Origin of the sequence: Kitasatospora sp. NBC_01250 (assembly GCF_036226465.1) — a bacterium.
In the GTDB taxonomy this organism is placed as follows: domain Bacteria; phylum Actinomycetota; class Actinomycetes; order Streptomycetales; family Streptomycetaceae; genus Kitasatospora.
The window spans coordinates 4,451,998-4,477,137 of the sequence record NZ_CP108476.1; the positions used below are offsets into that span (position 1 = coordinate 4,451,998).

Annotated in this window: 17 protein-coding genes, 3 tRNA genes and 1 pseudogene; 13 read left to right on the forward strand and 8 right to left on the reverse strand. The window is 73.4% G+C overall.

Annotated elements, in window-relative coordinates; all coding sequences use genetic code 11:
• Positions 1-34: 34 nt before the first annotated feature.
• The 3 genes from OG500_RS18465 (at position 35) to OG500_RS18475 (ending at position 3,179) form a co-directional block, all read left to right on the forward strand.
• Positions 35-997, forward strand: coding sequence for an RNA polymerase sigma factor SigF (locus OG500_RS18465; RefSeq protein ID WP_442907141.1), 963 nt, complete (start codon positions 35-37; stop codon positions 995-997).
• 170 nt (positions 998-1,167) lie between these two features.
• Positions 1,168-2,109, forward strand: coding sequence for an RNA polymerase sigma factor SigF (locus tag OG500_RS18470; RefSeq protein ID WP_329581642.1), 942 nt, complete (start codon positions 1,168-1,170; stop codon positions 2,107-2,109).
• A 116-nt stretch (positions 2,110-2,225) separates the two neighbouring features.
• The gene (locus tag OG500_RS18475) at positions 2,226-3,179 is read left to right on the forward strand and encodes an IS481 family transposase (RefSeq protein ID WP_329581644.1); all 954 of its coding nucleotides are present in this window, start codon (positions 2,226-2,228) and stop codon (positions 3,177-3,179) included.
• Between the two features lie 55 nt (positions 3,180-3,234).
• Here OG500_RS18475 and OG500_RS18480 read toward each other — a convergent pair whose 3' ends face one another.
• Positions 3,235-4,161 (reverse strand): tyrosine-protein phosphatase, encoded by a 927-nt coding sequence (locus OG500_RS18480; RefSeq protein WP_327067777.1) that lies wholly within the window; start codon positions 4,159-4,161, stop codon positions 3,235-3,237.
• 391 nt (positions 4,162-4,552) lie between these two features.
• On the opposite strand from OG500_RS18480, the gene OG500_RS18485 reads away from it, so the two are divergent.
• The 8 genes and pseudogenes from OG500_RS18485 to OG500_RS18520 all read left to right on the forward strand — a co-directional run bounded on the left by OG500_RS18485 (position 4,553) and on the right by OG500_RS18520 (position 14,700).
• A complete protein-coding gene (locus tag OG500_RS18485; protein WP_327067778.1) occupies positions 4,553-6,787 on the forward strand; it encodes a hypothetical protein in 2,235 nt (744 codons plus the stop codon).
• Positions 6,788-7,001: 214 nt separating this feature from the next.
• Positions 7,002-8,453: a GT4 family glycosyltransferase PelF gene (gene pelF, locus OG500_RS18490; protein ID WP_327067779.1), complete on the forward strand. Its 1,452-nt coding sequence runs from the start codon at positions 7,002-7,004 to the stop codon at positions 8,451-8,453.
• Positions 8,454-8,526: 73 nt separating this feature from the next.
• Positions 8,527-10,023, forward strand: a complete 1,497-nt coding sequence (locus OG500_RS18495; RefSeq protein WP_329581648.1) for a hypothetical protein — start codon at positions 8,527-8,529, stop codon at positions 10,021-10,023.
• A gap of 65 nt (positions 10,024-10,088) precedes the next feature.
• Positions 10,089-11,081, forward strand: a complete 993-nt coding sequence (locus OG500_RS18500; RefSeq protein WP_327067781.1) for an SDR family NAD(P)-dependent oxidoreductase — start codon at positions 10,089-10,091, stop codon at positions 11,079-11,081.
• Positions 11,082-11,139: 58 nt separating this feature from the next.
• A pseudogene (locus OG500_RS18505) lies at positions 11,140-11,844 on the forward strand (nucleotidyltransferase family protein); the annotation flags it as partial.
• A 122-nt stretch (positions 11,845-11,966) separates the two neighbouring features.
• On the forward strand, positions 11,967-12,902 hold the full coding sequence (locus tag OG500_RS18510) for an NAD-dependent epimerase/dehydratase family protein (RefSeq protein ID WP_327067782.1): 936 nt from the start codon (positions 11,967-11,969) through the stop codon (positions 12,900-12,902).
• A complete protein-coding gene (locus OG500_RS18515) occupies positions 12,899-13,684 on the forward strand; it encodes a spherulation-specific family 4 protein (RefSeq protein WP_327067783.1) in 786 nt (261 codons plus the stop codon). Before OG500_RS18510 ends, OG500_RS18515 begins: the two co-directional genes overlap by 4 nt.
• Entirely contained in the window at positions 13,681-14,700 is a 1,020-nt protein-coding gene (locus tag OG500_RS18520; RefSeq protein WP_327067784.1) for an endo alpha-1,4 polygalactosaminidase, read from the forward strand. Before OG500_RS18515 ends, OG500_RS18520 begins: the two co-directional genes overlap by 4 nt.
• 45 nt (positions 14,701-14,745) lie before the next feature.
• Here the strand turns inward: OG500_RS18520 and OG500_RS18525 are convergent, their stop codons facing one another.
• The gene (locus OG500_RS18525) at positions 14,746-14,937 is read right to left on the reverse strand and encodes a hypothetical protein (protein WP_327067785.1); all 192 of its coding nucleotides are present in this window, start codon (positions 14,935-14,937) and stop codon (positions 14,746-14,748) included.
• A gap of 127 nt (positions 14,938-15,064) precedes the next feature.
• Between OG500_RS18525 and OG500_RS18530 the strand changes: the two genes are divergently transcribed.
• Positions 15,065-16,030, forward strand: coding sequence for an aldo/keto reductase (locus OG500_RS18530; protein ID WP_329581652.1), 966 nt, complete (start codon positions 15,065-15,067; stop codon positions 16,028-16,030).
• A 58-nt stretch (positions 16,031-16,088) separates the two neighbouring features.
• On the opposite strand, the gene OG500_RS18535 is transcribed toward OG500_RS18530, so the two are convergent.
• From OG500_RS18535 to OG500_RS18560, 6 genes are all read right to left on the reverse strand, one after another.
• Entirely contained in the window at positions 16,089-17,039 is a 951-nt protein-coding gene (locus tag OG500_RS18535) for a C40 family peptidase (RefSeq protein WP_329581655.1), read from the reverse strand.
• Entirely contained in the window at positions 17,036-18,250 is a 1,215-nt protein-coding gene (locus tag OG500_RS18540; RefSeq protein ID WP_329581658.1) for an SPFH domain-containing protein, read from the reverse strand. Before OG500_RS18540 ends, OG500_RS18535 begins: the two co-directional genes overlap by 4 nt.
• Before the next feature lie 127 nt (positions 18,251-18,377).
• A complete protein-coding gene (locus tag OG500_RS18545; protein ID WP_329581660.1) occupies positions 18,378-20,840 on the reverse strand; it encodes an Ig-like domain-containing protein in 2,463 nt (820 codons plus the stop codon).
• Between the two features lie 152 nt (positions 20,841-20,992).
• Positions 20,993-21,068: transfer RNA gene (locus OG500_RS18550), tRNA-Arg, on the reverse strand.
• A 129-nt stretch (positions 21,069-21,197) separates the two neighbouring features.
• Positions 21,198-21,270, reverse strand: a tRNA-Arg gene (locus OG500_RS18555).
• Between the two features lie 160 nt (positions 21,271-21,430).
• A tRNA-Ser gene (locus OG500_RS18560) sits at positions 21,431-21,524 on the reverse strand.
• A gap of 208 nt (positions 21,525-21,732) precedes the next feature.
• On the opposite strand from OG500_RS18560, the gene OG500_RS18565 reads away from it, so the two are divergent.
• Positions 21,733-25,140, forward strand: coding sequence for a PAS domain-containing protein (locus tag OG500_RS18565; protein ID WP_329581663.1), 3,408 nt, complete (start codon positions 21,733-21,735; stop codon positions 25,138-25,140).

Consider the following 25,140-nt stretch of genomic DNA (forward strand, 5'->3'; position numbering starts at 1 on the left):
TGGTGAACCAAGGGAGGGTGACACGTCCGTGCGGATCCAGGACGACACGCCGGACACCGGCACGGACGGACCCGGCGCGAAGTCGCGCCCCGAGTCCGACCCGCCCAGCGACCCGCCGGAGCCGTCCCGGTCGACCGAGCTCCCCGAGCCCGCCGCGCCCGCCGCGCCCGCCGCGCCCGCCACGCCCGCCACGCCGCCCGAGCTTCCCGAGCCGGTCGAACCGTTCGGCGGGAGCGGCCCGATCGACGTGCGCACCCTGACCCGGGTGCTCTTCGAGCGGTTGGCCGAGCTGCCCGCCCAGGCCCCCGAGCGCGAGCAGGTGCGGGCCGCGCTGATCGAGGTCAACATCCCGCTGGTGCGCTACGCCGCCACCCGCTTCCGCAGCCGCAACGAGCCGATGGAGGACGTGGTCCAGGTCGGCACCATCGGCCTGATCAACGCCATCGACCGGTTCGACCCCAGCCGCGGCGTGCAGTTCCCCACCTACGCGCTGCCCACCATCCTCGGCGAGATCAAGCGCTACTTCCGCGACAACGTGCGCACCATGCACGTCCCGCGCCGCCTCCAGGAGCTCTGGGTCCAGGTCAGCGGCGCCATGGAGGAGCTGACGGTCACCCACGGCCGCACCCCGAAGGTCCCGGAGATCGCCGCCAACCTGCGCATCCCCGAGGAGGACGTGCGAGCCTGCCTGGACGCCGGGCGGGCCTACAACGCCGCCTCGCTGGAAGCGGCCCAGGAGCACGAGGGCGGCCTGGCCCTGCTCGACCGGCTCGGCTACGAGGACTCCGCGCTGACCGACGTGGAACACCGCGACATGGTGCGCCACCTGCTGGTGCAACTGCCCGAGCGGGAGCGGCGGATCGTCATACTGCGCTTCTTCGCCAACCTGACGCAGTCCCAGATCTCCACCGAACTCGGCATGTCCCAGATGCACGTCTCCCGTCTCCTGGCGCGCATCCTCACCAGGCTGCGCACCGGCAACTCCTGGGAGGAGTGAGCCCGGCCGCGGGTTGCTGCGCGTTACCGCGGCGTGACAACTCGCGATGCCGGGGTTTGCCGGGGGCGTTGTTCCGGTAAAGCAAGCGGTGGGGGGTGCCGATCATTCGGCACGCACCGGGAACCGCCGAGCGGAGGCTCCCGTTGGACCAGTCACGAGGGGGTGGGTGCATGTCCGCAGAGCTGGGCAGCACAGAGATCCACGGTGGTACGGCGGTTGCCGAGCACGCTCCGCAGCCGTCGGCGCAGCTGCCGCACCAGGCCGCGCCCGCACCGGCCGAACTGGCGGCACCGGACGCCGCGCCGGCACCGCAGTCCGGAGCGGCGGCGGCAGCGGCGGCGACAGCGCCCGGCCTGGACACCCGCACCCTGTCCCGTTCGCTCTTCCGGCGCCTGGCCACCCTGCCGGCCGACAGCGCCGAGCACGCGTACGTCCGCGACACCCTGATCGAGCTCAACCTGCCGCTGGTGCGCTACGCCTCCGCCCGCTTCCGCAGCCGCAACGAGCCGATGGAGGACATCGTCCAGGTCGGCACGATCGGCCTGATCAAGGCGATCGACCGGTTCGACCCGGACCGCGGGGTGGAGTTCCCCACCTTCGCGATGCCCACCGTGGTCGGCGAGATCAAGCGCTTCTTCCGGGACACCAGCTGGTCGGTGCGGGTGCCGAGACGACTGCAGGAGCTGCGCCTGGCGCTGACCAAGGCGGGCGACGAGCTGGCCCAGCGCCTGGACCGCTCCCCCACCGTGGCCGAGCTGGCGGTGTGCCTGGGGGTCAGCGAGGAGGACGTGGTCGAGGGCCTGGCCGTCGGCAACGCCTACACCGCGAGCTCGCTGGACTCCACCCCCGGCGAGGAGGACGGCGACGGGCCGCTGGCCGAGCGCCTGGGCTACGAGGACCTCGCGCTGGAGGGCGTGGAGTACCGCGAGTCGCTCAAGCCGCTGCTGGCCAAGCTGCCACCCCGGGAGCGGCGGATCATCATGCTGCGCTTCTTCGGCAACCTGACCCAGTCGCAGATCGGCGAGGAGATCGGCATCTCGCAGATGCACGTCTCCCGGCTGCTGACCAAGACCCTCACGCAGCTGCGCGAGGGTCTCACCAGCGAGGGCTAGCTGTACTGACCACGGAGGTTGGTGACAGAGCTCACGGCGTGGTGATCTTGAAATGAGTGAGGGCCTTCTGGCTCGGTGTGGATTGCGACATCTGCACCGACTTCAGAAAGGCCCTCATGCCACACCGTAACGCACCCCTGACCGAGACCGGACGCCTGCGCCTGGCCCGCTGCGTGGTCGAGGACGGCTGGCCCCTGCGCCGGGCCGCCGAACGCTTCCAGGTCTCACCGACCACGGCCAAGCGCTGGGCCGACCGCTACCGCGCACTGGGCGAGGCCGGCATGACCGACAGGTCCAGCCGACCCCACCACAGCCCCCGCCGGACCCCGACCCGCACCGAGCGGCGGATCATCAAGGTCCGCGTCCTGCGGCGCTGGGGCCCGGCCCGCATCGCCTACCTCCTGCGACTCAACCCGGCCACCGTGCACCGGGTCCTGACCCGCTACCGCCTCGCCCGCCTGGCCCACCTGGACCGCGCCACAAGCCGGCCGATCCGACGCTACGAACACAGCGCGCCGGGCGAGTTGGTCCACGTCGACATCAAGAAGCTCGGCAACATCCCCGACGGCGGCGGCCACAAAACCCTGGGCCGCCAGGCCGGCCGCAAGAACCGCTCCGCAGCCGGATACAGCTACCTCCACAACGCCGTCGACGACCACTCCCGCCTGGCCTACAGCGAGATCCTGCCCGACGAACGCAAGGACACCGCCGCAGCGTTCTGGACCCGGGCGAACGAGTTCTTCGCCCGGGCCGGGATCACCGTGAAGCGCGTGCTGACCGACAACGGCTCCTGCTACAAGTCCCACCCCTGGCGCGACGTCCTCGCCGCCGCCGGGATCACCCACAAACGAACCCGGCCCTACCGCCCGCAGACCAACGGCAAGGTCGAACGCTTCAACCGCACCCTGCTCGACGAGTGGGCCTACGCAAGGCCCTACCGCACCGAGCAGGAACGACGCGACGCCTACCCCGCCTGGCTCCACACCTACAATCACCACCGCGGACACACCGCACTCGCAGGCAAGCCACCCGCCAGCCGCGTCCCCAACCTCACGGGTCAGAACAGCTAGCGCGAGACCGAGGGCCGGCGCGAGACCGGCGGGGGCCGGCGCGAGCGCCCGAGGGTCATCGGCCTTCGTCGCCGAGCAGGTTCTTGCGCAGCCCGGCCAGCACCGCCTCGTCCAGGCCCAGACCCTGCTGCCAGAACTCCTGGAAGCCCGCCCAGCCGGACTCGACCTCGGCGAAGGCGGCGTCCAGGTAATCGCGGTGGGCGGTGAACATCGGCAGCAGCAGCGAGGGGTCCGCCATCAGGCCGCGGGTGCCGAAGCTGTCCACGATGTGCTCGACGATCGCGGCGGAGCGCACGTTGGTCAGCAGGTAGTCCTCGTAGACCGTCTCCCGGTCGACGCCGAGCGCGGTGAGCAGCAGCGCGGCGGTCCAGCCGGTGCGGTCCTTGCCCGCGGTGCAGTGGAAGAGCACCGGCGGGCTGTCGGGGCCGGCCAGCAGCCGCAGCGTGGCGGCGAACCGCTCCCGGGCCACCGGATCGGTGACGAACCAGCGGTAGAGGCCGACCATGATCTGCGCGGCCCGCCCCTCGCCGAGCAGCGCGTGCTGCTTGACCGGGTCGCGGTCGGCCAGCGCGTCGCGCAGCGCGACGTAGATGTCGAAGTCGGCGGCGAAGATCGGCAGGTGGTGCAGGGTGATGCCGTCCGGGTCCGCGGCGCTGACGCTGAGCGGCTCGGCGGACAGCTCCACGGCCGTGATGTCGGCCACCGGCAGGCCGGGCACCCGGTCCGGGCCGGCCTCGCGGACCTCGTCCAGGCTGCGCAGGTCGACCACGTGGCGCACGCCGAGCCCGGCGAAGACCGCCTGGTCCTGCTCGGCGAGCCGGTTCAGCCCGTCGCTGCGCAGCGCGACGCCGCTGCGCAGCACCCGCCCGTCGACGGTGCGGTAGCCACCGAGGTCACGGGCGTTGACCGCGCCCGCCAGGCCCAGGCTGCGCGCGGCCAACTCCTCGGCGGCGGTACCGGTCCGCTCGGGCTGCTCGGTCACGGGTTCCTCCTGCGCTGCTGACGGTCCTGGTTCGACCAAGGGTACGAAGCCGGCGGCCCTTCCGATCAGCCGGGAGCACCCGGCCGGTGGCCGTATACGACATATTCCGACAGGTGAGACATCTTCATAAAACGAAAATTGTCATGATCTGATCGTTTTCTGCCACCTTAAAGCCACCTTAACGACTAACGGGTGACCAACGTGGCTCGGAAGTGAACGTCTCTGACAGATTCGCTGCACTCTCACTCAATCGGCGTAAAAAGCCGGTAGTTCTGCCGCACGATGGTCCGCAGCGCCGAGCACGGTCGACCGTCCCCGGCGCTGGGGGTTGTTCAAGGTCACAGGGGTGGACGCGGGGGCAGTCCACCCTTCTCAGGGAGGAACACCGAACATGGGTCGAGCGACCCGTCGTGCTGCCGCCTGCGCGGCAGCCGGTCTGCTGGCCGCAGGGCTGCAGACCACCACTGCCTTCGCCGCACCGCAGAACCGAATCGACCTGACCGTGCTGGTGGTCGACGACGGCGGTCCCGCCACCGCCGCGATCACCGCCGAACTGGCCAGTGAAGGCACCCCGTACACCGTGGTGAAGCTGTCGGACCCCAACCGTCCGACGATCACCCCGGCCTTCCTCAGCGACACCGTGAACGGTGCCCCGCGGGCGAAGTTCCAGGGCGTCGTACTGCCCAACGAGAACCCCTTCGGCACGGGTTCGACCGAGATGACCGCGCTCGCCTCCTACGAGGCGACCTTCGGCATCCGCCAGATCGACGCCTACACCTACGCCAACCCCAACGTCGGCCTGAACTGGGCCCAGAACCCGGGCTACATCGGCTCGTTGGACGGCACCCAGGGGGCGGTCACCCAGGCCGGCCTGACCGGCCCCTTCGACTACCTCAGCGGCAGCGTCCCGTTCGAGCAGCCCCAGCCGGGCGTCTCGACCAGCTACGGCTACCTGGCCACCCCGCTGGCGACGCTGCCCGCCGGCGCCTCGTTCACCCCGCTGGTGGACGCCCCGATCCCGGGCAGCACCGCGCGCGGCTCGCTGGTCGGCGAGTACGACCACGACAGCCGCAAGGAGCTGGTGGTCACCTTCGTCTACAACCAGTACCAGCAGCAGTACCGGCTGCTGGCCCGCGGCTTCGTGGACTGGCTGACCCAGGGCGTCCACCTCGGCTACGACCGCAACTACTTCGCGGTCCACGTGGACGACCTCTTCCTCTCCGACGACCGCTGGAACACCACGCTCAAGTGCACCCCGGGTGACGTCACCTGCCCGCCGGGCAGCGACAACACCGACACCGACCCGATCCGGATGACCCCCTCCGACGTCAACACCCTGGTGGCGTGGGAGAAGGCGAACAACTTCACGGTCGACTTCGCCTTCAACGGCGGCGGCGTGTCGGACTGGGAGCAGGACAACAACACCACCACCGACCCGCTGCTGAACGCCTTCAAGGCGAACTCCGGCTCGTTCCGGTTCATCAACCACACCTGGGACCACCCGTTCCTCGGCTGCGTCCAGAACGTCACCGTGGTGCCGTGGCAGTGCACCACCGACGCCGGCGGCAGCGACGTCTGGGTCGACCAGGCCACCATCCAGAACGAGGTCCAGGAGAACACCGCCTGGGCCAAGCAGCAGGGCCTGCCGACCGACCCGACCGAGCTGATCACCGGTGAGCACTCCGGCCTGGTGACGCTGCCCCAGCAGCCCACCGACAACCCGAACCTCGCCCCCGCGCTGGCCGCCGACGGCATCAAGTGGACCGCCTCGGACGCCTCCCGCGAGCCGAACCAGCGCGCGGTGGGCTCCTCCACGCTGACCGTGCCGCGGTACCCGATGAACGTGTTCTACAACGCGGGCCACACCAACGAGGAGGTGGACGAGTACAACTGGATCTACACCAGCAAGGCCCAGGGCGGCAGCGGCATCTGCGAGACCTCGGGCAACTCCACCTGCCTGCCGGCCCCGCTGGACACCACCACCGGCTACGCCTCGTACATCGTGCCGATGCAGACCAAGATCGACCTCGGCTACGTGACGAACAACGACCCGCGGCCGAACTTCATCCACCAGTCCAACTTCGCCGAGGACCAGATCGCCTACCCGGTGCTCAACTCGATCCTCGACACGTACAAGAGCCTCTACGCGGCCAACACCCCCATGGTGAACATGCGGGAGAGCCAGATCGGCACCGAGCTGCAGAAGCGTTCCGCCTGGAACGCGGCGGTCGCGGCCGGAAAGGTGACCGCCTACCGGATCGGCAACACGGTCACCGTGCAGGCGCCCGCCGGGGTGCAGGTCGAGGCCACCATGCCGACCGGCACCACGCAGCAGCAGCTGCTCGGCAGCTCGGCCTTCGGCACCGCCTACGCCGGCACGCTCTCCGGCTGGGTCGCCCCGGGCGCCTTCCAGGGCTCCGTGACGCTCCAGCTGGCCGCCGCGGCGACCCCGAGCTCGGTCAAGGCGCCGGCCGCCACCGTCGCCGCTGCCGCCACCGCGGCGCAGAAGACCGCCAAGGCGCCGAAGACCACGGTGCCGGCCGGCACGGCCAAGGCCGTTCCGGTCGCGCCGGGCGACACCCAGCGCACCAAGTCGCCGTCGCTGGTTCCGGCCAGCAGCAAGTAGGCGGCGAGAAGCACCACAGGTGAGTTCAGCACCACTGGTGAGTCAGCGCCACAGGTAAGTCAGCACCACAGGTAAGTCAGTACGACCAGCACCACGCGTACCACCGGCACCACAACGCGGCGGTACGGGCTCCGCGGCGACCCCGCGCGAGCCCGTACCAGTGCCGCGCCCGGCCGCCACCGGGCGCAGCCGATTTGGGGGGAAGGGAAGCAAGATGCGTGTCACCTTGCTCACCGAGGGGACGTATCCGCACGCGCACGGCGGCGTCAGCGTCTGGTGCGACCAGCTCGTCCAGGGCATGCCCGACGTGGAGTTCGACGTCATCGCGGTGACCGGCACCGGCAGCGAGGCCCTGGCGTGGGAGCTGCCCCCGTGGGTCCGCTCCGTCACCACCGCCCCGCTCTGGGGCCCGCCCGCTCCTGGGAAGGCACCGCGCGGACGCGAGCTGCGCCGGTTCCTGGACGCCTACGAGCGGTTCCTGCACTCGATCCTCGACCCGGTCTACGCCACGCACTTCGGCACCGAGCTGTACGGCTTCGCCGACTTCGCCCGGCGCGGCCTGCTCGGCCCGGCGCTGCGCAGTGAAGGGGCGCTGCGCACCCTGCAGGAGGTCTGGCGCCGGCCCTACCTGCCGACCGCCGAGGCCGAACCGAGCCTGCACGACGCCCTGCACGCCACCGACCTGCTGGAGCACGCGCTGCGCCCGCTGTCCGTGGCGGTGCCCAGCCAGGGGGTGGCGCACGCGGTCAGCGGGGGGCTGGCCGCCCTGCCCGGACTGATCGCCGCCCAGCAGCACAACGTGCCGTTCCTGCTCACCGAGCACGGCATCTACTTGAGGGAACGTTACCTCGGCTACCGGACCGGCCCCTACCGCTGGCCGGTCAAGGCGCTGCTGCTCGGCTTCTACCGGATGCTCGCCGAGGAGAGCTACGCGCGTGCGGCCCTGGTCACCCCGGGCAACCGCTACAACCGGCGCTGGGAGGAGCGCGGCGGCACCCCCTCGGCCAACATCCGCACCGTCTACAACGGCGTGGACCCCGACCTCTTCCCCGCCGCCGGGCCCGAGCCCGAGCTGCCCACCATGAGCTGGGCCGGGCGGGTCGACCCGATCAAGGACCTGGAGACCCTCATCCGCTGCTTCGCCCTGGTCAGGGCCGAGATACCGGAGGCCCGGCTGCGCCTGTTCGGCGGCACCGCACGGGGCGCCGAGGGCTACCGGGACGGCTGCATCAAGCTCGCGGCCGACCTCGGGCTGGGCGACTCGGTGGTCTTCGAGGGCCGGGTCGAGGAGATCAAGGACGCCTACGCGGCCGGCAGCATCGTGATGCTCAGCAGCATCAGCGAGGGCTTCCCGTTCACCCTGATCGAGGCGATGTCCTCGGGCCGGGCCACGGTCTCCACCGACGTCGGCGGGGTGCGCGAGGCGGTGGGCGACACCGGACTGGTGGTGCCGCCGCGCGAGCCGGAGCCGATGGCGCGGGCCGCGCTGACCCTGCTGCGCGACCCGCAGCTGCGCGCGACCATGGGCGCCGGCGCCCGGGTGAGAGTGGTCGAGCAGTTCACCCTCAGACAGACGATCGACGGCTTCCGCGGCATCTACACCGAACTGCTGGGCGCGGCCGGGCAGTCGGCCAAGCTCCAGCCGGCCGCGGAGGGTGCGGCGTGAACGAGCGAAGCGAGTTCACCGTGCAGGGCGGCGTGTTCCGCTCCGTGGCTGCCGAGCGCAGCGAGGTGGACGCATGAGTGGCCCCCTGAGGCTTGTCCCCGATGAGGGGACCCCGGGCTGGGCCGAGGAGACGATGCGGCTGCGCACCCTGCCGCGCCGCCGCCCCGCCGACCAGCCGCGCCCCGATGTCTCGCCCGACCCGCTGGACGAACTCGCCGAGCGGCTCGCCGAGTTGTGCGCCGACGCGGTCCACCCGTACGAGATCGCCGCGTTCCTGGAGTCGGACGGTCTGACCGACGAGCAGGCCGCGCTGGTCTACGGCCGTCCCGACTCCTTCACCCTGGCCGAGGACCTGTTCGACAAGGTCGCCCGCCGCTACCCGGGACCGGCGCCGGCCAGCGCCGACCCCTGGCGGGCCGATCCGTGGCGCTGCCTGGTGCGCGGCCTGGTCTTCGCGCTGCCCGGTCTCGGCTACCTGCTCGGCGCCGACTTCTTCAGCACCCACCGGCTGCGCTTCGGCCTGCCCTCGGGCATGGCCGCGCTCGCCGCCGCCACGCTGCTCAGCTGGGCCTTCAACCAGGCACTGGCGTACCGCGCCTACGGCTGGCTGAGCCTGGGCGAGCGCCGCTCGGCCGCCCGGGCGCTGGCACTGGGCGCGCCGGTCGGTGCCGCACTCGCGGCGGGCACCGGCTGGGTACTGGGCGGGCCGCTGGCCGCGCTGCTCTTCACCATCGGGCAGTCCGGCTACCTGGGTGCGGCGACCGCGCTGCTGGTGCTCGGCAAGGAGCGGCTGCTGCTGGCCGCGCTGGCCCCCTCCACCGTCGGCGCCGTGGTGGTCCTGGAGGTCCGGCTGCCCACCTGGGTCAGGGTGGCGATCCTGCTCGCCACCCTGGCCGGCACGCTCGGCCTGGCCGGCCGGCAGCTGCGGCTCTGCCTGGCGCAGCCCGGCGGCGGCCGGCGCAGCGGTCCGGCCTGGCACCTCACCGGCTCCGCCGGGCTGTTCGGCCTGGCGGTCGGCACGCTGACCATGCTCGCCGGGCTGGGTCCCACCCTGCACCACGCGCTCCGGCCCGCCGGCCCAGCGCCGGCGCCCTCGGCCACCGGGCCCTGCCTGGTGGCGCTCACCCTGAGCCTGGGCCTGGCCGAGTGGCTGCTCTACCGCTACCGCAGCCTGGCCACCGCAGCGCTGCGCACCAGCGCCAGCCCCGCCGCCTTCCGCCGGCGCACCGCGCTGGTGCTCGCCTGCTGCCTGCTCGGCTACCTGGCCTTCGTGACCGCACTGGCCCTGGGCGCCGACGCGCTGTGGGCGCACACACCCCCGATCGGTACGACCCAGCTGACCGACCTGCTGCTGCTCGCCGCCGCCCTGTGGACGGCGCTGCTGCTGCAGGCCCTCTCGGTCGCCTGGCGCACCGCCGGCCTCTGCCTCGCGGCGGCCGGGTACGAGGTCCTCGCCCTGCTGAGCGGCGGCGACCCGCAGGAACTCCAGTTGTACGGCTGCGGAGCAGCCGCCGTGCTGCTGATACCGCTGGCCGTGATCGTCCTCGGCCGCACCACCCGGCACCGCTGAACAGCACCGCTGCACCAGCACCGCCAATGCGCCATCCCACCACTCAGAGAGGGCAGTTCTCCCAGATGAACACTGTCGCAGTCACCGGGGCCGAGGGTTTCATCGGCTCGCACCTGGTCGAGCACCTGGTCGCCCACGGGCACCGGGTGAAGGCCATGGTCCAGTACAACTCCTTCTCCTCCTTCGGCTGGCTGGAGACCCTGGACGCGGACGTGTTGGACTCCGTGGAGATCGTGCTCGGTGACGTCCGCGACCCCGGATCGGTGACCGGCCTGGTCAAGGGCACCGAGGCGGTGTACCACCTGGCCGCGCTGATCGCCATCCCGTACTCGTACCAGGCTCCGCACTCCTACATCGACACCAACGTCAACGGCACCCTCAACGTGCTGGAGGCGGTGCGCCACCTGGACATCCCGCGGATGGTGCACACCTCCACCAGCGAGACCTACGGAACCGCGCAGACCGTACCGATCACCGAGGACCACCCGATCAACACCCAGTCCCCGTACTCGGCCTCGAAGGCGGGCGGTGACCGGCTCGCGGACGCCTACCACGCCAGCTTCGACACCCAGGTGGTGACCCTGCGGCCGTTCAACACCTTCGGACCGCGCCAGTCGATGCGCGCGGTGATCCCCACCGTGATCGCCCAGATCGCCGCCGGGGCCCGCGAGATCACCCTGGGCGACCTGCGCCCCACCCGCGACTTCCTGTTCGTCAAGGACACCGCCGCCGCGTTCCACGCGGTGGGCACCGCGTCGGCCGAGGCCGTGGTCGGGCGCACCTTCAACGCCGGTACCGGCGGCGAGATCTCGGTCGGCGACCTGGTCACCCTGGTCGGCAAGCTGATGGAGGTCGAGCTGACGGTCCGGGAGGACACCCAGCGGCTGCGGCCGGCCAACTCCGAGGTGATGCGCCTGGTCGCCGACGCGAGCCGGCTGCGCGCCGCCACCGGCTGGGCGCCCGCGCACTCCCTGCAGGCGGGCCTGGAGAAGACCATCGCGTTCTTCCGCGACCCGGCCAACCTGGCCCGCTACAAGACCGACATCTACAACGTCTGAACCCGTCCACGTCGACTCGTCTGAGCACGTCCACCTCGACTTCCTGGGGGAGACCACCATGCACGCAGTGATTCTGGCCGGGGGCAAGGGCGTTCGGCTTCGGCCCTACACCACCGCCCTGCCCAAGCCGCTGGTGCCGATCGGCGACCAGCACGCCATTCTGGAAATCGTGATGCGGCAGCTGGCCGCCGCCGGCTTCACGACCGTGACCCTCGCCATCGGGCACCTGGGGCACATCATCCGCGCCTACGTCGGCAACGGCTCGCAGTGGGGCCTGCGGGTCGGCTACGCCGTCGAGGACACCCCGCTCGGCACCATGGGCCCGCTGCTCACCATGCTCGACCGGCTGCCCGAGAACTTCCTGGTGATGAACGGCGACATCCTCACCGACCTGGACTTCGCCGGGGTGCTGCGGCACCACGAGGAGGCCGGCGCACCGCTGACCATCGCGACCTACGCCCGCGAGGTGAAGATCGACTTCGGCGTGCTGACCACCGAGCAGGGCAGCATCACCGCCTTCCGCGAGAAGCCGAGCATGGACTACCGCGTCTCGATGGGCGTCTACGGCGTCTCGCGGACCGCGCTGTCCAACTACACCCCCGGACTCCCGCTCGGCTTCGACGAGCTGGTCCTCGACCTGCTGGCCGCCCAGACCCCGCCGGCCGCCTACGAGTTCAACGGTTACTGGCTGGACATCGGCCGGCCGGACGACTACGACCGGGCGAACGCCGAGTTCGCCGCCCGCCGCTCGCTGCTGCTGCGCGACGACCGCACCGAGCGGGCGCTGGGCGAGCAGTTGCCCGAGCTGCCGCTCCAGACGCCGCCCGGTGTCGAGTCGGTGCCCGCGGCCGAACCGGCCCGGGTCGGCGCCGAAGGGCGGGCCGCGTGAGGATCCTGCTGCTCGGCGGCAACGGCTTCCTCGGCCGGCACGCCGCCACCGCGCTGCGGGCGCTGCCCGCAGCCGAACTGGCCACCGCGGGACGCCGGCCCGACCACGATCTGCGCCTTGATCTGACGAATAGTCAGGTCGAGTCACTGGCAGCCGATCTGGCCGAGCTCGCCCCCTCCGTGGTGGTCAACTGCGCCGGGGCGGTGTCCGGCAGCGCCCGCCACCAGAGCGAGGTCAACGCCCGGGGTCCGGCGGTCCTCGCCGAGGCCCTCGAACTCAGCTGCCCCACCGCCAGGTTGATCCACCTCGGGTCGGGCGGCGAGTACGGTCCGGGCCGGGACGGCACCTCGCTGGCCGAAACGGACCAGCCGAGCCCCACCGGGATCTACGGCGTGACCAAGCTGGCCGGCACCCTGGCGGTGACCGGGTCCGCACTGGACGCGGTGGTGCTGCGGATCTTCAACCCGGTCGGCCCCGGCTCCCCCGCCGCCTCGCTGCCCGGCCGGCTGGCCGCCGAACTCGCGGCCGACCCGGGCGGCGTGGTGACGGTCGGCGACCTGTCCGCGTACCGTGACTTCGTGGACGCCCGCGATGTCGCCGCCGCCGTGGTGGCCGCCGTACTGGCCACCGCACCGCTGCCCCGGATCCTCAACATCGCCGGTGGCCGGGCCCGCCCGGTGCGGGCGATCGCCGACGGGCTGGTCGCGGCGGCCGGCTTCACCGGCCGGATCGAGGAGAGCGGTGCCGGCTCGGCCCGCTCGGCCACCGTCTCCTGGCACCAGGCCGACATCGGCGCCGCCGAACGTGCACTCGACTGGCGGCCCCGGATCCCGCTGGAGCAGAGCTTGCGCGACCTGTGGTCGGACGTCCGGGGCCCGGCCCCGGCGCCCGGTCCGGGCAGCGCCGACCAGTTGGTGGCCGGCAGCCGATGACCAGCACTCCCGCCGCCCGCCTGCTGGTGCCGCTGTACGTCCACCCCGCGGTGGACCCGGCGGCCTGGCAGGCGGTCGCGGCTGCCGGCCCCGACACCGTGCGCGCCGTCGTGCTCAACATCGCGGACGGGCCGGGGCCGGCCCCCGACCCCGCCTTCGAACAGGCGGCGGCCGACCTGACCGAGGCCGGCATCCCGCTGCTCGGCTACGTGGACACCGCCTACGGCGCGCGCCCGCACGGCGAGGTAGTGGCCGACCTGCTGACCTTCCGTCAGTGGTACGCCACCAGCGGGGTCTACTTCGACCAGGCCGCCGGCCACCCGGCAGCCCTGGCGCACTACCGCAGACTCGCCACCGCGGCCCGCGCGGCCGGCTGCACGACGATCGTCCTCGGACACGGCGTGCACCCCGAACCCTCCTTCGCCGAACCCGAGTTGGGTGATCTGCTGGTCACCTTCGAGGGCAGCTGGACGGAGTACGACGCCTTGGCGCTGCCGCTGTGGACCGGACACCATCCGGCCGAGCGGTTCTGCCACCTGGTCTACCAGGTCCCCGCCGAGGCCGCCGAGGCGGCGGGCGCGCTGATCGCCTCCCGCCGGGCCGGCGTCGGCTGCACGGTGTCCGGGAGCGGCGACAACCCCTGGGCGACGCTGCCGCACGGGCTCGCGCCACCGGCCCGGCCGTTCGCCGTCGTCGGACCACGCACCACCGCACCACCCGCCGCCACGGGGAACCCCGCCACTCCACCGTCGACGCCGAAGCCCTCGGAGTGCCCACTGTGACCCGTCGTAGCACCGCCCTGCTGGCGGCCCTGACCCTGACCACCGCGATGCTGGTGAGCGCCTGCGCCAGCGACGGCGGTGACGACTCCGACCAGCCGGAGCCGGGTCCGGCCACCTCGGCGGCCAACTCTCCCAGCGGGGGCGCGAGTTCACCATCGTCTCCGTCGGCTCTCCCGTCCGCCACCGGATCGCCGGCCGCTTCGGGCCCGCCCTCCGCCGGCGCCTCCGGTCCGGGCTCGGCGTCACCGTCCGGCTCGGCGTCACCGTCGGGTCCGGCGTCCCCCACGCCGTCCGGCTCCACCGGCGGCACGGGCCAGGCCTACTGGCACCCGACCCCCGGCACCCCCTGGCAGTGGCAACTCAGCGGCACCGTCGACCAGTCCGTCGACGTCCCGGTGTACGACATCGACGGCTTCGAGAACGACGCATCCGTGGTCGCCTCGCTGCACGCCAAGGGCCGCAAGGTGATCTGCTACGTCAACGCGGGCGCCTGGGAGAGCTTCCGCCCCGACGCCGCCGCCTTCCCCAGCTCGGTGCGCGGCTCGGGCGACGGCTGGAAGGGCGAGAACTGGTTCGACATCCGCCAGATCGACGTGCTGCGCCCGCTGCTCGCCAAGCGCTTCCAGATGTGCAAGGACAAGGGCTTCGACGCCATCGAACCCGACCTGCTGGACGCCTACCAGAACAACTCGGGCTTCCCGGTCACCGCCGACGACCAGATCGCCTACAACAAGATGGTCGCCCAACTGGCCCACGGCCTGGGCCTCGGCGTGGCGTTGAAGAACGACGTCGACCAGGTGCCCCAGCTCGTCGACTCCTTCGACTTCGCCATCGACGAGCAGTGCGCGCAGTACCAGGAGTGCGACGAACTGACGCCGTTCATCCAGCAGGACAAGGCGGTGCTGCACGTCGAGTACAGCGTGCCGACCAGTCAGTTCTGCGCGCAGTCGAACCGGCTGCGGTTCAGCTCGATGGAGAAGCACCTGGAACTGGACGCGTGGCGCCAGCCGTGCTGACGGCCTTGCTGCGCCACGCGACCTGAGCGAACCGGGTCGGTCACGTCACTTGACGGCGAGCCAGACCACCGCGACGACCACCACGAGCGCCACGATCGCCCCCAGGACGATCACGCCGTTACGGCCACCGCCGCTGCGGTGCACGGAGACGTTGCTGGGGGCCTGGGCCGCCGGCGTCTCCACAAAAGCCCGGAACATCTGGGTGCTGCCGGCAGGGTCTTCATAGTTCTCAGCCATGGCATGGGACTCTAACCAATCCGGCCCCACCCAGCACAGTCCGGACCCCTGCCGGCCGAGCGCGTCGCCCGCCCGGCACGGCGCTCGCCCCGGAATGGCCGCCGCCCACCGCTCGTTGTCCACGGGCATGACCGACTTTCCCCAGACAGCCGCCGCCGTCCCGCTCGGCCGCTCCTCGCTGACCGTCTTCCCGTTCTCGCTCGGCGGCAACGTCTTCGGCTGGACCGCGGACGAGGCCCAGTCCTTCGCCGTGCTGGACGCCTACGCGGCGGCCGGCGGCAACTTCGTCGACACCGCCGACTTCTACTCGGCCTGGGCGCCGGGCAACCAGGGCGGCGAGTCCGAGACCGTCCTCGGCAACTGGCTGCGCTCGCGCGGCAACCGCGAGCAGATCCTGGTGGCCACCAAGGTCGGCCAGCACCCCGAGGCACTGGGCCTGAGCGCCGCGAACATCCGCTCGGCCACCGAGGCCTCGCTGCGCCGGCTCGGCATCGAGCGGATCGACCTGCTCTACACCCACCGCGACGACCCCGAGGTCCCGGTCGCCGAGATCATCGGCGCGCTGGACGAGCTGGTGCGGGAGGGCAAGGTCCGGGAGATCGCGGCCTCCAACCTCAGTGCCGAACGCCTGGCCGCCTCGCTCGCCTTCTCCGAGCAGGAGGGCCTGGCCGCGTACGTCGCCGTCCAGCCGCACTACAACCTGGTCTCCCGCGGCACCTACGAGGGCGAGCTGGCCGCCGTGGTGGCCGAGCACGGCCTCTCCGCCGTCCCGTACTTCGCGTTGGCGGCCGGCTTCCTCACCGGCAAGTACCGCCCGGGCGGCCCGAGCGTGCCCAGTGCCCGGGCCGAGGGCGCCGCCCGCTACCTGGCGGACCCGCGCGCCGTGCGGGTGCTCACCGCGGTGGACACCGTCGCCGCCGCCCACCAGGTCGAGCCCGCCACCATCGCGATGGCCTGGCTCACCGCCCAGCCCACCGTCGCCGCGCCCATCGCCAGCGCCCGCACCGTCGAGCAGCTCGCCCCGCTGCTGGCCGCCACCACCCTGCAGCTGACCACCGAGGAGCTGGACCTGCTGGACGCCGCCTCCGCCTGAGCCCCGCGCGGCCGTCGTTGTCCACCGCCTGTGGACGACGACGGCCGCCGGGCGCCGCTCAGGAGGGGCGGCCCATCTGCGTCGGGTAGTAGCCGGCGTTGAGGGTCGAGACGCGCACCTTCTTGCCCGGACGCGGGGCCTCGACGTAGCTCCCGTCGCCCAGGTAGATCGCGACGTGGTGGATGCCCGAGGGACGGCCGCTGTCCGACCAGAAGATCAGGTCGCCGCGCCGCAGCTGGCCCGAGCTGATCGGGGTGGTGGCCGCGTACTGGTCGTCGGCCACCCGGGGCAGCTCGATCCCCGCGCGGCGGTAGGCCTGCTGCACCAGGCCCGAGCAGTCGTAGCCGGCCGGGCCGTTGCCGCCCCAGACATAGGGCTTGCCGAGCTGGGCGAGCGCGTAGGCGACGGCGGGCTCGGTGCCGGCGGTGCTGCTCGCGGGGGTGCTGGGCGTGCCGGTCGGCGTGGCCGGGCCGCCGGTCCCGTCGCCGCCGCCGGTGCGGCTCAGATAGACGTCGTAGTGACTGGTGTAGCGCCACTCCCCCGCAGCGTTCTTGAACCAGTACACCGACCCGTCCCACCCCTGACGCATCCCGTCGGCATCCGCACCGGCGCCACCGCCGGAACCGCCGGAACCGCCACCGCCGGTGCGGCTCAGATAGACGTCGTAGTGGCGGGTGTAGCGCCACTCCCCCGCCGCGTTCTTGAACCAGTACTTCGAGCCGTCCCACCCCGGGCCGCTCGGCGCCGGCTCCGCGCTGGCCGTCCCGGCCGCCGCGCCGAGCCCCAGCACGCCGGCCCCGGCGAGGACGCTGGTGGCCAGGCAGGCCCCCCGGACCGTCAGACCCAGCTGCGGTATTCGGCCCGCCCGGGCGGCGGCGCGGCTGCGGCGCAGCAGCTCCCGCGAACCCGACGCGGCGGTGCAGGGCGGGCATCCGCACCGCACCGCCGCCGGCACCTCGCCGAGTTGCTCGTCGAAGCGGATCAGAGCCGGGTCGGTGGCTATCCTCATGCGCGCTTTCCTTCCTGGCCGGCCTTGCCGTTCTTCGTCAGCGCGCCGGCGCCGGCCGGCGCCGGGACGGTGGCGGGCAGCCCGCTCGGCACACCGGCCGGGGCTACGAACGCCACCAGGAGCTGCTCCATCAGGGCGCTGCGCGCCGCCACGTCCAGCTCATGGGTGGTGGCCCGCTCCAGGCGCCGCACCGCGAGGGCCGCGGCCTCCACCGCGTCGTCCACCAGCACCGTGCGCAGCCCCGCATCGAGCTCGGCCAGCCGGCGACGGCGCATCGAGTCGGCCACCTCCGGCGCGTACTCCAGGGCGAGCGGCTGCGCCGAGTAGACCTCCAGACCGGCCGGAGCGGCCTCGGCGGCCAGCGCGCGGCTGAGCTCGTCGGCGAACCACTGGCCGTCGCGCAGCGCCGGTCCCGGTGCCGCGTCGCTGTCGCAGGGCAGCGTGCTCGCGGTGCGGGTGAGCACGGCGTGGATCTGCTCGCGCAGGTACTCCTCGTGGTCGCCGACCGCGAACACCGCGCGCGCCGTGTCCTTGATCCGCCAGACCACCAGCAGCCGGACCACGATCGGGGTCCCCGTACGGTCCGTCACCTGGACCGCCTCGCTGCGCCAGTGCCGCAGCCGGACGTCCACCCGGCGGCGGCGCAGCAGCGGGTTGACCCAGAGCAGCCCGGTGCGGCGCACCGTTCCCCGGTAGCGGCCCCAGCGGCTGAGCACCCTGGTCTCGCCGCCCGCGTTGGCCAGCAGCCCCGCCAGCGCGTACAGCGCGACGGCGGCGCCGACCGTCACGGCCGAAAGGGCCCACCCGGTCACCACCGGCCCGCCGGTCTCCTGGACGGCCTCGCTGCGCAGGTCGGGCAGCTCGTCGGCGAAGTGCGGGATCAGCCCCGCCTGCGCCAGCACCAGCGCGATCGAGACCAGCGCCAGCAACAGGGCGGCCAGCGCCACCCACCCCGGCAGCGCGAGCGCCTCCCGCTCGCGCAGCTCCGGGTCCGCCTTCGGGGGACGACGGGCGGCGATCTCGGCGCGGCTGTCCACAAGCTGTGGACGGTCGGCCGGCGGTGGGACCTGGGCCGGAGCGGCCGGCGCCGGGAGCGGCAGCGGCAGCGCCTCGGTCGCGGGCTCCGCCGGGGGGCCGACCGTGGCTCTCTTCTTCAGCAGTGGGGTCGCCCCGGCGAGGGTGCGGCGGGCGGGGTCGCGGGGGGCGTCCATGCAGGATTCCTCAGGCTCGATGTGTCACGCGGAGTCAGGTTAAGTACATAAGTCAGCAAATGCGACATTTGGCCGATGGCGTGTCGGTTTTTCCTGACACTCCGTCGGCCGAGGTCGGGCACCCCCGTCAGCGGCGCCGGCTGCCCGGCCCGCGGGCCAGCACCCGTCTGGTGATCAAGGTCATCCCGGCGAGGATCAGCAGCACCCCGCAGCTCGCCGCCCGCCAGCTGCTGAGCGCGGTGTGCCGGGCGGCGGGCGGCTCGGCAGCGGGCGGCGGGGCGAGCAGGCCGCTGCCGGAGGCGGCGGCGGGGCTGGGCGCGGAAGTCGGCGAGGCCGACTTCTGAGGTGTGGCGCTCGCACTCGGGCCGGCGCTCGCACTCGCACTCGCAGCGGCACCCGCGCTGGTGCTCGCACCCGCGCTGGCGCCTGCCCCCGCCCCCGTGGTCACACCCGCACCCGCGCTCGCGCTCGGGGTGACCACCCCCGGTGTCGCGGCCACTGCCGCCGCGTTCACCACCCGCACCCGCACCGGGTCACCCGTCGTCGTGTTGCCCGCCCGGTCCGTCGCGGTCGGCGTCAGCAGCTGCTCGCCCTCGCGCAGGTCCCGCAGCGCGTTGCAGGCCCAGCTCCCGTCCACCGCCGCGACCGCCGAGCAGAGCGCGCCGTCCCGCCCGGCCAGCACCGTCACCGTCGTACCGGTCTCGCCCCGGCCCGTCAGACGCGGACGGACCAGGTGCAGCACCTCGCCGGGCCCCGGGGAGCTGATCACCGGCTTGGCCGGCGGCACGGTGCGCACGATCAGCGTGGTCGGGTGCCCCGCGGCGCGGTTGCCGGCCGGGTCAACCGCGGTGGCCGTCAGCAGGTGCGGCCCCTCGGCCAGTTCCTCCACCGGCAGGCAGGACCAGCTCCGGTCCGCCTTCACCGCCGTGCGGCACAGTTCGGCGGCCGGGCTCCCCTCCGTCACGGAGACGGTGCTGCCCGGCCCGCCCGTGCCGGTCAGCAGCAGCCCCGGGTCGTTGGTGTACCCGGGCAGTGTGAAGACCGGGGCGGTGGGCGGCGTGGTGTTCACGGTGATCCGCACCGGGTCGCCGGTCCGCAGCACGCCGCCGCTGGTGGTCTCGGCCGGCCGCACGGTGTGCGCACCCGGGGCGAGCGCGCCGGCGGCCCGGCAGCTCCAGCCGCCGTCCTCGTCCACGGTGGCCTGGCAGAGCGTCGCCCCGTCCTCCTGGACGGCCACGGTGGCGCCCGGCACGCCGCGGTCGCCGGCGAACCGCGGTCGCACCTCGCTGACCGTCGCGCCCGGCAGCGGGCTGGTGATCTCGGGCGTGGCCGCGCCCACCGAGAGCCGGATCGCCTGGTCCTCGACCTCGCCGGCGTCCGCGAAGCCGTCGGCCGCCACCACCTGGGCCGGGTCACGGGCGATCCGCAGCCGGGCCCAGGTGTCACCGGCGGCCACGTCCGGCGGCACGATCCACTCCAGGGTGGCGCTGCTCGCCCCGGGCTGGACCTCGACCTGGGCCCGCTCGGTGGCGTCGAACCGGCCGTCGCCGTCGAAGTCGATCCAGCCGGCCAGTGTCGCACCGCTCGGCCCGGGGCTGACCGGCACCGTCAGGTCGTAGTAGCCACCGATCGCCGCGTCCTGCGGGAAGCTGATCGCGGGGTCGTTGGCGACGTGGTCGACCCGGCCCGGCTGGAGCTCGGGCGGCGCCGGTTCGAGCCCGCCGCCGCGCTGGGCGAGGGGGGCCGCGGGCGCCGCGCTCAGCGCGTCGCTGCCGAGGAAGAGGTCGGAGACCACGTGCGAGGCGTTGCCGTACCGGGTCGGCGCGCTGCCCAGCGTCTCGTCCAGGGTGACCGTGAACGCCTGGCGCAGGTCCGGGGGTGCGGTGGTGCTGCCGGGGTCGGCGGTGTCGCGCCGGTCGACCCGCAGGACCGCGGTGTCGAAGGTGCCGTCGAGTTCGAGGCTGCCGGCCGGGTCGGCGCTCGCGTCGCCCGATCCGTCGGCGGTGCCGGGGCCGAGCACGCCGCCGCCCACCGTCCAGCCGTTCCAGGGCGAGCGGCCGGTGAGCGCCGGGCCACCGGGGCTGCCGCCGGTGACGCTCAGCCGGATGGCGGAGCTGGTCCGGCCGCCCGGTCCGCTCGCGACCCCGGCCAGGCCGCTGACGTGCAGCCTGGGGTTGCGCACCGGGCGGGAGAAGCTGAGCTGCAGCGTGCCGAGGGTGCGCCAGGCGCCGTCCGCCTCGGGACGGTCCTGGCCGAACCGGACGGTCTCGGCGGGCGCACCGGGGCGGACCCCGTCGACGTAGGACGCCGCGGTGCGCTCGTCCAGCCGCCCGGCGGCCGGGTACGCGGTGACACCGGGGTCGGCGGCGAAGTCCAGGTCGACGGTCAGACCGGAGCGCAGCACGGCGCGCTGGTCACCGGCCCAGGAGTCCGGCGACTGCTGGGCCTGCGATGCGGTCGGCAGCCACCCGACGGTGAGCCCGAACGCCAGGGCCGCCGCGACCACCACGCTGCGGCGGCGGGCCGGCGGAGCACTCCGGTGCCGGTGGGGACGGCCGGGGCGGCTGTTCCGTGGCGATCTCCCGGGCATGAGACCCTCCTGTGCACACGATGTGACAAAAAGGAATCACGATCTAACGCCCCGTCACCCTCGCCACCCACGCGGTACCCCCGGGAACCACCCGGTCAGCCGCAGCGGCCCACAACGACGAAGGCCCCTCCGAGGAGGGGCCTTCGATCAGGTGGTGCGCTCAGCAGGATTCGAACCTGCAACCTCTTGATCCGTAGTCAAGTGCTCTATCCGTTGAGCTATGAGCGCCCTCAGGGGAATCGGAACTCCCCTGCGGTGTACTCCGACAGCCTACCCGATGCATGGCACCGGCTTGACCGTCGCGCACTTCGCAAGCGACGAGGCCCCCTGCCGGAGCCTGGGGCCTCGTCTTCGCGGTGCGCTCAGCAGGATTCGAACCTGCAACCTCTTGATCCGTAGTCAAGTGCTCTATCCGTTGAGCTATGAGCGCTCGCCCTGCCGGACTGGCCTGCGGGGCGGTGCGGAGACAACATTACATGAACGCCGACCTGGGGTGAAATCGATTGATCCCGGTGGGTCCGGGCCGGTCTGTGCCGCTCGGCCCGGAACGACGAGAGCCCCGCCGACCGAAGTCGGCGGGGCTCTCGATCTGGCGGAGGCTGAGGGATTTGAACCCTCGATGGGCTTTAAGACCCAAACCGCATTAGCAGTGCGGCGCCATAGACCGGACTAGGCGAAGCCTCCATCCACCCGGGCCCCATCGTCACCGATGCGGTCCGCGTGCCAGTGATGATGCCACAGCTCGGGGCTCCGGCACCAACCACTGGTTACGTTACTAGGCAGGTCGTCCTCTCGGCAAAAACAATGGGATACTCCAACCCCCGGGAGGCAGCCCGGTCCGCGAGCGAGAGTCGCGAACCGCAAGTCGTAAGTCGTGAGGAGACCTGTCGACGTGAGCAGCAGGCCGATCCGAGGCGCTGCTCGCCTCGCCGCGATACTCGACGCGCTCCCCGACGCGCTGCTGCTGGTGAACAGCAACGGCACCGTGGTGGACGCGAACCACGCCGCCGTGCGCAGCCTGCAGACCCCCGGCACCTCCCTGGTCGGGATGGGCGTGCTCGACCTGCTCCCCGACTTCGACCCCAGCCGGATCCCCGGGTCGATGCGGCCCGCTCCGCGCGACCAGGACGACGCCGACAAGCCGGTGCGGATGACCGCGCGCCGCACCGACGGCAGCACCTTCCCGGTCGAGGTGTCCGGCAACGACTTCGCCAACGAGGACGGCAGCGAGGGCCGCGGCTACGCGTTCGCCCCGGTCGTCCCGTACGACCCGTACCGGGACCGAGGCTCGCGCGGCGCCTCCAGCCCGAGCGACCTGCTGCTGCTCCTGGTCCGCGACCTCTCCGGCCGGCTCGGCGTGGAGGCGGAGCTGCGCCGTCAGCACAAGCAGACCGAGATGATCCTGCGGGCGGCCGCGGAGGGCGTGCTCGGCGTCGACCTGGAGGGCCGGGTCGTCCTGGTCAATCCGGCCGCCGCGCACATCCTGGACTTCCGGGCCAGCGAGCTGGGCGGCCGCGAACTGCACCCGCTGGTCCAGCACTCGCGCGCGGACGGCACCCCGCTGGCCGCCGAGGAGTCGGCGCTGCTCGACACCCTCACCTCGGGCCGCAAGCACCGGGTGCGCGGGGCCACGCTCTGGCGCAAGGACGGCCGCCCGGTCACCGTCGACCTGACGACGGCTCCGGTGCGCGACGGCGACCAGCTGGTCGGCGCGGTGATGACCTTCACCGACCGGACCAGGGAACTGGCGCTGACCGCGCGCGCCGACCACCTGACCGCCGTCCTGGAGACCGAGGTCAGCGGCGCCCTCACGGCGCTGCGCGAGCGGATCGACGCGCTGGCCGGCGACCCGGCGGGGCAGCTGTGGCCCGAGGCCAACTGGATGCTGCGTGCCCTGTCCGACGACTGCCGCCGGTTCGGCCTGCTGATCGACGGCGTGCTCACCCACCAGCGCTACGAGCGCGAGGCGGCGGGCGGCGCCGAGCCGCACGAGGGCCGGGAGGGCCGCGACGGCCAGAGCGAGACGCGCGAGGGCGCCGAGGCGCTCAACCGCGGGCAGACCACGCTCGACAAGCTGGTGTCCGGCGCGGTCGAGTACGCGGGCCGGCTGGTCGGCCCCGGCAAGCTGCGCTTCTCGGTGCACGCCGCCCCCGTGGAGGTGACCGCCGACCACGAGCGGCTGACCCAGGCGCTCGCGCACCTGGTGGCGGACGTGAGCGGCACGGCACTGGCGGACGGCCCCGGCACCGGCGGTGCTCAGGCCCCGATGGTGGTGCTCGCGGCGGCCCAACGCGGCGACGTGGCCCGGATCGAGGTGCGCGGCCCCGGGCGGGGCGGCAGCAAGGTCCACGTGCCGATCGCCCGCGGGCTGGTGGAGCGGCACGGCGGGGTGCTCCAGCCGCACGAACTGCCCAACCACGCGGGCACCACGTACGTCGTGGAGCTGCCGCTCGACGCGGCGGCGGCGCGGGCCGCGGCGGCGCGCGCGGCGACCAACGGCGGGCGTCAGGTGCCGCGGGAGACGGACACGGCCGTGCTACCGGACCTGCCGGGCATGGCGGGCGGTCCCGAGCCGGCTCCGCGCCCGGCCGGTGCGGCGCCCGACGGCGAGGGCACGGAGCGGGCGGGCACGGCCTCGCCCGGTGGCCGGAGCGGATCGGCTGACCCCGGGTCAGCGCGGGACCGCGGCACCGAGCGCGGCCCGATCGCACTGGGCGCCGGGACCGGCGACCAGGCGGCCGACGCCGAACAGCGGCCGCCATCCCGCGCCCCGTTCGCGCTCGGTCCGGGGACCGGCGGCCCGCAGGCCCCGGACGCCGCCCAGGGCGAGCCCTCGCCCCAGGGACGGCCCACCGAGGCGGGCGCGGCCGCCATCCCGGGTCAGCCGTCCCGGCGGCGCCGGGCGCTGCCCGCGCAGGGCACGCCGGGCGAGCAGCCGCCGGCCGCCCTCGCGCTGCCGGGAGTGCCCGAGCCCGGCACTCCCCTGTACCCCGGCCTGGAGCACGCGCTGCCGGCCGTGCCCAGCCAGCCGCCGGCCGAGCCCGCGGTACCGGCCGAGCAGCCCACCGGGCGCCGGCGCCGGCTCGGCATCCCCGGCGCGGCGCAGCACCCGCAGCCGGAGGGCGGCCCCTTCGCGCTGGAGTCGGGGCGGCCGGCCGATCAGCAGTCGTCCGCCGGGTCCGGTGGCGCGCTCGCGCTGCCGCCAGTGCCGAGCGCACCGCCGGCCGCCGGCGACGAGCCGCCCGCACCCCAGCAGGTGCCGGTGGGCAGCGGGCTGGGCGAGCTGGCGCCGCCGCGTCCCACCGGGTTCGCGAGCGCCTTCCCGGCCGCGTTCCCGGCCCAGCCCGGCGAGGTGGCGGTGCCGGCACAGGCCGAGCCGCGGACCGCGCCGCGCGCGGTCGCCGAGCTGCCCCGGGCGGTGGACCAGGCGCCCTCGCACGGCGGGCCGGACGCCGACAGCAGCCTGCCCCGGCTCTCCGGGGAGGACGACCCGGTCGCGGGGCCGGGCGGCGGCGCGCCGCGGGTGCCCGAGTACCCGGACTACCCGACCATGGTCAGCCCGGCGGTCGACGGCCGCCCGCGCCGGCTGCTGGTCTGGCCCGAGCCCGACCCGTCCACCAAGCAGGCACTCCAGGAGCGCGGCTACCGCCCGGTGATAGTCCGCTCCCGCGAGGAGGTGGACGCCCAGGTCGCCGCCTACCCGGCCGCGCTCTTCGTCGACCCGCTGACCGGGCCGATCACCCGCACCGCGCTGCAGTCGCTGCGCACCGCCGCACTCAACAGCCGGGTGCCGGTGCTGGTCACCGCCGGGCTCGGCCAGGCCACCCGGGACGCCGCCTACGGCGCCGATCCGGCGGTCCTGCTGCGGGCGCTGGCCCCGCGGGACAGCGAGAACCACGCCGCCCGGGTGCTGCTGGTCGAGGGCGACCCGGACATCGCCGCCGCCCTGACCAGCAGCCTGGAGCGGCGCGGGATGCACGTCGAGCACGCGGTCTCGGAGAACGACGCGGTCTCCAAGGCCAGCAGCGTCCAGCCGAACCTGGTGGTGATGGACCTGCTGCAGATCCGCCGCCGCCGGCTCGGGCTGCTGGACTGGCTGCGCGCCAACGACCGGCTGCACCGCACGCCCCTGGTCGTCTACACCTCGGTGGACCTCGATCCGGCCGAGCTGCCCCGGCTGCGCACCGGTGAGACGGTGCTCTTCCTGGCGGAGCGCTCGACCAGCGCCGACGTGCAGGCGCGGATCGTGGACCTGCTCGGGCGGATCGGCTCGCTGGGCGAGGTCACCACCGCCGGGTGA

What these genes read in the sequence shown, in the direction of transcription:
- OG500_RS18470 (WP_329581642.1), top strand. Translation starts at nt 1,168, where the DNA reads ATGTCCGCAGAGCTGGGCAGCACAGAGATCCACGGTGGTACGGCGGTT.
- OG500_RS18475 (WP_329581644.1), top strand. Translation starts at nt 2,226, where the DNA reads ATGCCACACCGTAACGCACCCCTGACCGAGACCGGACGCCTGCGCCTG.
- OG500_RS18485 (WP_327067778.1), top strand. Translation starts at nt 4,553, where the DNA reads ATGGGTCGAGCGACCCGTCGTGCTGCCGCCTGCGCGGCAGCCGGTCTG.
- pelF (WP_327067779.1), top strand. Translation starts at nt 7,002, where the DNA reads ATGCGTGTCACCTTGCTCACCGAGGGGACGTATCCGCACGCGCACGGC.
- OG500_RS18495 (WP_329581648.1), top strand. Translation starts at nt 8,527, where the DNA reads ATGAGTGGCCCCCTGAGGCTTGTCCCCGATGAGGGGACCCCGGGCTGG.
- OG500_RS18500 (WP_327067781.1), top strand. Translation starts at nt 10,089, where the DNA reads ATGAACACTGTCGCAGTCACCGGGGCCGAGGGTTTCATCGGCTCGCAC.
- OG500_RS18515 (WP_327067783.1), top strand. Translation starts at nt 12,899, where the DNA reads ATGACCAGCACTCCCGCCGCCCGCCTGCTGGTGCCGCTGTACGTCCAC.
- OG500_RS18525 (WP_327067785.1), bottom strand. Translation starts at nt 14,937, where the DNA reads ATGGCTGAGAACTATGAAGACCCTGCCGGCAGCACCCAGATGTTCCGG.
- OG500_RS18530 (WP_329581652.1), top strand. Translation starts at nt 15,065, where the DNA reads ATGACCGACTTTCCCCAGACAGCCGCCGCCGTCCCGCTCGGCCGCTCC.
- OG500_RS18535 (WP_329581655.1), bottom strand. Translation starts at nt 17,039, where the DNA reads ATGAGGATAGCCACCGACCCGGCTCTGATCCGCTTCGACGAGCAACTC.
- OG500_RS18540 (WP_329581658.1), bottom strand. Translation starts at nt 18,250, where the DNA reads ATGGACGCCCCCCGCGACCCCGCCCGCCGCACCCTCGCCGGGGCGACC.
- OG500_RS18545 (WP_329581660.1), bottom strand. Translation starts at nt 20,840, where the DNA reads ATGCCCGGGAGATCGCCACGGAACAGCCGCCCCGGCCGTCCCCACCGG.